The 7672-nt window shown below is 39.5% G+C and carries 8 protein-coding genes; 5 read left to right on the top strand and 3 right to left on the bottom strand.

Annotated features, from left to right (window positions below; translation table 11 throughout):
- Positions 1-119 precede the first annotated feature (119 nt).
- From KBF71_08510 to KBF71_08500, 3 genes are read left to right on the top strand one after another with little or no spacing between them, the layout of a single operon-like run.
- Positions 120-1100 carry an ABC transporter substrate-binding protein gene (locus KBF71_08510; GenBank protein MBP9878353.1) on the top strand — a complete coding sequence of 327 codons (981 nt, stop codon included), beginning with the start codon at positions 120-122 and terminating at the stop codon, positions 1098-1100.
- Positions 1101-1104: 4 nt separating this feature from the next.
- Positions 1105-1881: an ATP-binding cassette domain-containing protein gene (locus KBF71_08505; GenBank protein ID MBP9878352.1), complete on the top strand. Its 777-nt coding sequence runs from the start codon at positions 1105-1107 to the stop codon at positions 1879-1881.
- A complete protein-coding gene (locus KBF71_08500; protein MBP9878351.1) occupies positions 1872-2711 on the top strand; it encodes an ABC transporter permease in 840 nt (279 codons plus the stop codon). Before KBF71_08505 ends, KBF71_08500 begins: the two co-directional genes overlap by 10 nt.
- A gap of 202 nt (positions 2712-2913) precedes the next feature.
- Here KBF71_08500 and KBF71_08495 read toward each other — a convergent pair whose 3' ends face one another.
- Entirely contained in the window at positions 2914-3831 is a 918-nt protein-coding gene (locus KBF71_08495; protein ID MBP9878350.1) for a hypothetical protein, read from the bottom strand.
- Positions 3832-4097: 266 nt separating this feature from the next.
- Positions 4098-5003, bottom strand: a complete 906-nt coding sequence (locus KBF71_08490; protein MBP9878349.1) for a LysR family transcriptional regulator — start codon at positions 5001-5003, stop codon at positions 4098-4100.
- A 339-nt stretch (positions 5004-5342) separates the two neighbouring features.
- On the opposite strand from KBF71_08490, the gene nhaA reads away from it, so the two are divergent.
- Both nhaA and KBF71_08480 read left to right on the top strand, forming a co-directional pair.
- A complete protein-coding gene (gene nhaA / locus KBF71_08485; protein MBP9878348.1) occupies positions 5343-6524 on the top strand; it encodes a Na+/H+ antiporter NhaA in 1182 nt (393 codons plus the stop codon).
- Positions 6525-6594: 70 nt separating this feature from the next.
- On the top strand, positions 6595-7401 hold the full coding sequence (locus KBF71_08480; GenBank protein MBP9878347.1) for an undecaprenyl-diphosphate phosphatase: 807 nt from the start codon (positions 6595-6597) through the stop codon (positions 7399-7401).
- Here KBF71_08480 and KBF71_08475 read toward each other — a convergent pair.
- The coding region (locus KBF71_08475; GenBank protein MBP9878346.1) for a hypothetical protein at positions 7398-7672 on the bottom strand (275 nt) is incomplete at its 5' end. The two genes, KBF71_08480 and KBF71_08475, sit on opposite strands and share 4 nt — an antisense overlap.

Genomic DNA, 7672 nt, shown 5'->3' with positions numbered 1-7672 from the left:
TTGTCATTCTCATTGTTCTTTTCTGGCTTCATTGGCCCTTGGGCCAATTTATAATTTAACGCTTTTGGCCATCCGCCAAATTAAGCAAACACTTTAAATTTTAAAATATGGAGCTCCTCATGAAAAGGACATACAAAGGACTGATTGCCCTTATAGCAATCACAATTGGTCTCATTGCCGCTTTGACCACAAGGCATGAGTCAGATTTACCCGTGGTTGCCATTGCAAACTATGGCCCTCATCATTCGCTTGATGCGGCAATCCATGGTTTCAAAAAAGAACTTGAAGCCGAAGGCTTTATCGATGGAAAAACAATCCATTACGAAATGGCAGATGTGAGTTTTAACACCTCAATGATTCCGCAAATGATCGGAAATTTAAAGGCGAAACGGCCTGAGGTGATGATGCTCATGGGCACGCCGATTGCCCAATTTGCAAAGGGATCTATTAAAGATATCCCTCTTGTTTATAATGTGATCACGGATCCTGTTGTCTCTGGCCTGCTTGATGATGCGAGTCATTCGACAGGAAATATGGTCGGCAGCTCTGACCAGCAAGACATGAGGGCCGTTTTACAATTTGTGAAAAGGCTATTGCCTGCCGCAAAAAGAGTAGGGCTTCTCTATGCAACGGCTGAAAACAATGATCAGGCTCTGTTGCAGATGATGCAAAAGGCGACAAAGCAAGAAGCGATGGAACTTGTTGCGATCCCCGTTGATGAGGCAAGAGACGTTCAGCTGCGCATGCAGGGCTTTGTAGATAAGGTTGATGTGATTTACGTTGGCACGAGTGGTGCAATTCAACCAACTCTGCCAGTCATTTCAGCAGAGGCGACAAAGATGGGCATACCGATTGTGAATGTGGATCAAGAGGCGGTTGAGTCTGGCTTGGTGCTTGCGAGCTATGGCGTTGATTATGAGCATGTTGGTATGAATGCCGGCAAGCTCGCAGCTGATATTTTGCGCGGAAAAGCAATCGAAGATCTGAGGCCTGCTTTTCCAGCAAGCGATGATCATAAGGGCTTTGTGAATCGGAAAAAAGTTGAGTTTTTTGGTGTGGCGATCCCTCAAGATGATGCAAACATTACAATTGTGGAGTAGAGTAATGTTATCACTTAAAGGAATTGTGAAATCTTTTCAAGGGGCTTATGAGCCTGTCTTGAAAGGGATCGATCTAGAGCTAAAAGAGGGCGACTTTTGTGTCGTCCTCGGCAGCAATGGATCGGGTAAGTCAACGTTGCTCAAGATGATTTCGGGTGAGTATCAACCGGATCGAGGTGATATTTTTGTTGATGGAAAAGGTGTGACAAAACGAGACCGGAGCCCTTTTGTAGCAAGTGTTGTTCAAGATGTTTACAAAGGCACAGTGTCAGACTTAACGTTGCTTGAGAATATTGTTTTGAGTCAGTTGCGTTCGAAAAAAGCAAGATTGCATTCATATCATGGATTTGAATCGCGCGCGAAAACAATGCTCAGCTCTTTGGGTATTGGTCTTGAGGAACGCTGTTTAGAGAGAATGGGTGGGCTGTCAGGAGGGCAAAGACAAATGATTGCAACCCTCATGGCCATTCAATCAAAGCCAAAGATATTACTTCTTGATGAGCATACATCAGCTTTAGATCCTAAAATGCAGGAGCTCATTATGGCCTATACAGCGAAAGAAATTAGTGAGCAAAAGATCACATCACTGATGGTGACGCACAGATTAGATGATGCATTGCGCTATGGGAATCGACTCATCATGCTTCATAAGGGAAAGATTGTGCTAGATCTTGATGCGGCTCAAAAACAAAAGATCACACTGGCTGAGCTGTTGAATTTGTTTCATCAGTATGAGGATTTAACGCTTCAAGGGGAAAAAGGAGAAATGCAATGTCAATGACTTTGGTGACAACGGGTCTCTTGCAGGCCTTGATTTTGAGCTTTGTTGCTTATGGGGTGATGATTCCTTTTCGTTTTTTGAACTTTGCTGACTTAAGTGCTGAAGGGGCCTATCCATTGGGAGGCGCTCTTTGTGCGTCTTTTTTGTTATCGGATTTGCATCCAGCTTTGACGTTGATCGCATCGGCTTTAATCGCAGGCTGTTTAAGCATGATAGTGGCTTTGATTCATGTAAGGCTTAAGGTTAATACCTTGCTTGCAGGGATTATCGTGAGCACAATGGCTTATAGTGTGAATCTGCGCATTATGGAAAAGCCAAACATTGCTCTGTTTAACAAGGCACGCCTTTTTTCAGATACATCTATGACTTTAGATGGACTCATTTTGCTAGGGCTGCTCTTGGTAATGGTTTTGCCATTTGCTTTGTTTTTAAGAACAGAGAAAGGATTGCAGTTGAGGGCGATTGGTCTTAATCCAGATTTTGCCAAAAGCCAGGGGATTTCGATTCAAAAATACACCCTTTTGGGTCTTATGATTGCAGGCTGCTATAGTGGTTTTGGAGGTGCTTTGATGGTGCAATATCAGAGCTATATGGATATTAGTATGGGCATTGGTATTGTGATTCATGCATTGGCTGCCCTGATGATCGGCGAGGCGATTACGGGCAATGCGACATTGCATCGTCAATTGATGGCTCCTTTTTTGGGTGCAATTGTGTACCAACAGATACAGGGCCTTGCTTTATCGATGGGCCTTGCGCCGTCTGATTTGAAGTTTTTCACAGGGGCTGTTGTGTTGATGGTGATTGGGTTAAGATGTAGGAGGCGGTAAAATTATTGTAAGCGATCAGGCATCAGTTTGAGTTGCGGTGATAAAGGTAAAAATCGTCACTCAGAGGGCCCGTCCTCGGGCCCGTGGAGTCTCTGGAATCTTGCAACAAACATCAGGTCGGGTTGTGAAATTGATGAGATTCCATGCCACCCCTTATGGGGGTGGCTCTGAATGACGACATGAATGATAATCAGTTGATTTATCAAGTCTTTCGGCGGATGTCGCGCAGAAATTTTTTACCCATGGTGGTGAGCTTTGCATTTTTACTGACAGTTTCGTAACCTGCTTCAAAAAACGCAATGTTCTTGTGATATTCAATAAGCGCTTCTTGGTAGAGGGGACTCTTTGGATATTTAAGAATCTGCTTTAAAAAATTGACCATGCGCGATAAGACAAAGACAGCATGGAAGACCGCAATTAAAGGTCGCTCATCTGTTTTTAAAGGCGATGGGTATTTTTCTTCATAATCATTCAAAATGAGTGGATCAATGGTTGACAGAGCGTAAAAATAGAGGTGCGCTACTTCATGAATGATGGATGTGCACATGATGATATCATGTTCTTGTAAGAGGGAGTCTCCGAGATAAATAGCGCCAAAGAGGTTAAAGCTAGTGCCTGAGATCATTTTGGGGCTGGACGTAATGTAGACTTTCTTCATGAAGTGATCAACTTCGCAGCCCATTAAAGGGGTATAGTGATGAATTGTTTGAATGGCTTTGTTTATTTTTTGGATGAGAGCGGATTCTTGCTGGATTGGTTTTGTATCTGAGACATCTAATTGAATCGCTTTTTCGAGAATGAGGGCAGCAAGGCCATTGTTTTTGAAATGAGCCGTGTCTTCAATTAATTCTGTTTGTGTGAAGTTTGTTTCAAGAAGGGCCTTAATACAAAAATCAATATTGGCAGGCTCTTGGCTTGCGAGTAAAGTGTTGAGCGCATATAAAAGAGGCGATGCAGGTTTGGTTTCAAGGTTTTGTAATTTTTGTTGAATCTGGTGTTGACGTGGATCGTTATTTAAAGACTCTAGTGAAGAATACAGGTATTTAAGGCTTGCAAATAAGCGAGATTGTGTTTGGTTAAAAAGATCTTTTTGTGCGTGTGAAGAACGTATGTAATACATGTTGTATTTATTCTGACAAAACACCCCAAGTCTCAAAAATGCAGTACCCCGGGGTGCTCTAAATTATGAGGAGCTTTGAAATACAATAATCTAAACTAATAACTTAGATTACAGTTGTTTTATGTGTGTTTTTGATTACTAGTATTTTCTTTGTGTTAATCTTTTTCATAATTAAATGTCCGTTGGTTGATGATTAAATTGAGTCATTATGTGCTTATATGCAAGCTGATGTTGTTTTTATTTTATGGCATAGGTTGTCATAAAAATCAAGTCTTTTTTAGAGTGGGCTTTGGTTCGCTGAGAAGTTGGTATAACTCTCCGATTCGCTTTTCATGAATTCTTTCTTTAAGGCAGATGAAAAAGACATCAACATTTTGTTTAACATCCATGTCTTGTAACACTTCTACAAGAGGAGATTCATTTAGGAGGGGCATTTCTTCAGGAATGTTAATGATCCCAATTCCTTGAACGGCTGCTGTAAAAATGCCAATTAATGAGTTGATCATTAGAATAGGTCGTCTAGGATTGTTGGGTTTGCGCCCATAGGTCAAGAACCAGTCGATGTTTCCTCTGTATGTGGCAGCAGCTTCAGTATAAAATGCAATTAATTTATGGTGATCAAGGTCTCCAATTTTTTGAGGAGTGCCATGTTTTTCTAGATATTCCTTGGATGCATAGATTTTTAAATGTCCTGTAAATAGGGGTTTTTTAAATACTTGATGATCTGAAGAGTACGCGGGTAATATTGCAATATCGGCAAAGCTATCTCGAATATCGAACTCTTTATCGATGAGGACAATTTTTAGGGTCTCTGACGAGCTATTAAAGTACTCGTTTTCTCTTAATTTCTCTAGAAGCCAAAGATGTGTTACCCCAGTTGTTGTAACGATTGTTAAGGGTTTGCTTTGAGGTTCTTCCAATAAGTTATTTTCAAGTTGATCTATTTGTCTCATGATGTCTTTGGTGTATGAGAAGAGCTTTTCGCCATCTGGCGTTAGGTCAACTCCCCGGAATCTGCGATAAAAAAGAATTTTACCTAGGTCTTTTTCAAGGCTGGCAATTTGTTTGCTAACAAAAGATTGTTTCATCTTTAATATTGGGGCAGCACGCGTAAGTGATTTTTCAATCGCTACATAATGAAAGATTCTTAATTTATTGATGTCATGTAACATATGCTATTCCTCTTTTAATAGATAGTATTCCAAAATGGAATTTTATGCAAGAAAAAATCATAAATATGAATTTTTTTATTGACATTCCTATAAATAATGGTAATATGTGACTATAAGTTTAGGGAAAGCTTTATTTAAGCGGACTCTAGGCCAAGCTCCTGTAGTTTCCAGTCTATAGGATTTCCAGTAAGTAGATATAATCTCCAGTACTCAAACCAGCCTATTCCAGTGGGCTGGTTTTTTTTATTTTGGCTTGAGCATAGAATAATGTCTCTTTACTCTAAGCTTTAAATATACTTATAATAATCAAAAATCATAATATTGAATCAATAGTAGATCATGGACAAAACAAAAACAGCAGACCTCTACCATTACGAGTTAATTTCAGGCATATTGCTCATTATCAGCTTTATTGCGGCTATTTGTGTGGCGAACATTGATTCTTTGCAAGAGTTATATAAAGATTTTGTTTTCTCAACTGTTACCTTTCGGTATGCTCAATTTGTTTACAAAAGCCCATTAATTCAGATGGTGAATGATGGCTTTATGACTTTATTCTTTTTGCTGATTGGGTTAGAGCTTAAATTTCATTTGGTCTGTGGTGAATTTCAGGACAAAAATAATTTGGTGTTACCTGGTGTAGCGGCTATTGGCGGTATTGTGGCGCCGGCTGCTATTTATTGGGCTTTTAATTATGATTCGCCTGAAACCTTTAGAGGGTGGGCGATTCCGATTGCGACAGACACTGCCTTTATGCTTGGCATATTGTCTTTTTTTAGACGCTTTATACCAACCAATTTGCGTGCTTTTATTATTGGTTTCTCATTGATTGATGATGCAATTGCCCTTTTAATCCTTGCTGTTTTTTATACGCACTCTTCAAGTGTGCTCGCAATGTTTGCCTCAGTGGGTTTAATTGTTTTATTGCTTGTTCTGAATCGCTTAAAAGTGATGAATGGTTTTTACTATATTATGGTAGGGGCGGCTTTGTGGGTGGCGATGGTGCAGGCAGGTGTTCATGGGACCTTATGTGGCGTTATTGTAGCGCTTGCGATTCCTGTTCAAATGAAAACGAGAGCAAACCCTTCTTTTCAGAGTTTAAAAAATGTTTTAAGACCAATTGTTTATTACCTTATTTTGCCTTTATTTTCATTTGTCAATGCGGGCATATCTTTTGATCATTTTTCAGTCGATATTTTCAAGGTTGATTTGGTTTTAGGCATTATCTTGGGGCTTTTTGTTGGAAAGCAAGTCGGTATTTTTCTTTGCTCCTATCTTGCGATTAAATTGAAGTGGTGTACTTTGCCTGAGAATGTCTGTTGGGGTAGATTTTATAGCATTGCTGTTTTAGGTGGTATTGGTTTTACACTGAGTTTATTTATCGGTGATCTTGCATTTGAGGTTGATGAGCCTAATTATTATATGCGTGTGAGCGTGATTATAGGATCGCTCTTGTCAGCAATTGTTGGTACAGCCATTTTGTGCTTTTTACTCAAAAAAAGTAAAGACCATTTGGATTGATTTCACCATGGGTTCATGTTAGGCTTTTTTGTAAGTCTGAAAGATAAGAACAAAAAGAGGGATTCATCTTATGGAATTGATGCATATTATTGTTTTAGCTGTGATACAAGGTTTGACAGAGTTTTTACCAATTAGTTCAACAGCTCACCTGGTTTTGGTTCCGTATTTTGCAGACTGGCAAGATCAAGGATTGCAAATGGATATTGCCCTTCATTTTGGCTCTTTATTGGCATTGGTCCTTTATTTTCATAAAGAAGTTATTCTGTTGTTTAAAGGATTTTTTGATTTGCTGAGATTGAAAATAACACCCAACTCAAAATTGTTCCTTTTCCTGGTCATTGCAGCAGTTCCTGCTGCTATTGTGGGTTACTTTATCTTTAGTTCTAAAACAGCTCTGCTGCGTAGTGTTGAATTAATTGGATGGATGACGATTATTTTCGGAATCTTGCTTGGTGCTGTTGACCGTTTTGCGCCACGTCTTAAAACGCTCAAAGACATGACCTATTTACAGTCATTCTTAATTGGCTGTGCGCAGGTTGTTGCTTTATTTCCTGGTGTGAGCCGTTCAGGGATTACCATGACAGCAGGCAGATTAATGGGATACACACGCGTTGAGTGTGCTCGTTTTTCATTCATGGTTGCGATGCCAACAATCTTTGGTGCAAGCTTGCTTGATTTTAAAGATATTATCCATGAGGCAAATTATGACTTCCAGATTGATGCTTTGATCGGTGTTGGTGTTTCATTTGTGAGTTCTCTGATTGCTATTGCCTTTATGATTAAATGGCTTTCAAAATACTCTTTCATCCCTTTTGTGGTCTATCGTCTGATTCTAGGCATTGGTTTGTTGACTTATGCTTATGGATTTTCTGGTTAACAACTATTTGAATCATTATTAGGTAAATAATTACTGATAATGATTTGAATCACTTGTGTGATGAAGGTGAGCGCCAATAAAATCAAAGGCATTTTTAGATCTTGACTGATTTTGACAAGGGGAGGGATGTTATCTTTGATATTATCAACTGTAAATAGAAAGTCATTTGCTTCGGTATGATGTTTGTCAGCCAAGTTGATTTGTCCCATATCTGCATAGACACGGCAAGATTGATCATGGAAATATATTTTTGCGATATGATGAATTGTAT

It is taken from the genome of Alphaproteobacteria bacterium, from assembly GCA_018063245.1.
Classification (GTDB): Bacteria; Pseudomonadota; Alphaproteobacteria; order JAGPBS01; family JAGPBS01; genus JAGPBS01.
The sequence above is the reverse complement of the archived record's forward strand: the minus strand, read 5'-3'. Positions and strand labels throughout refer to the sequence as shown.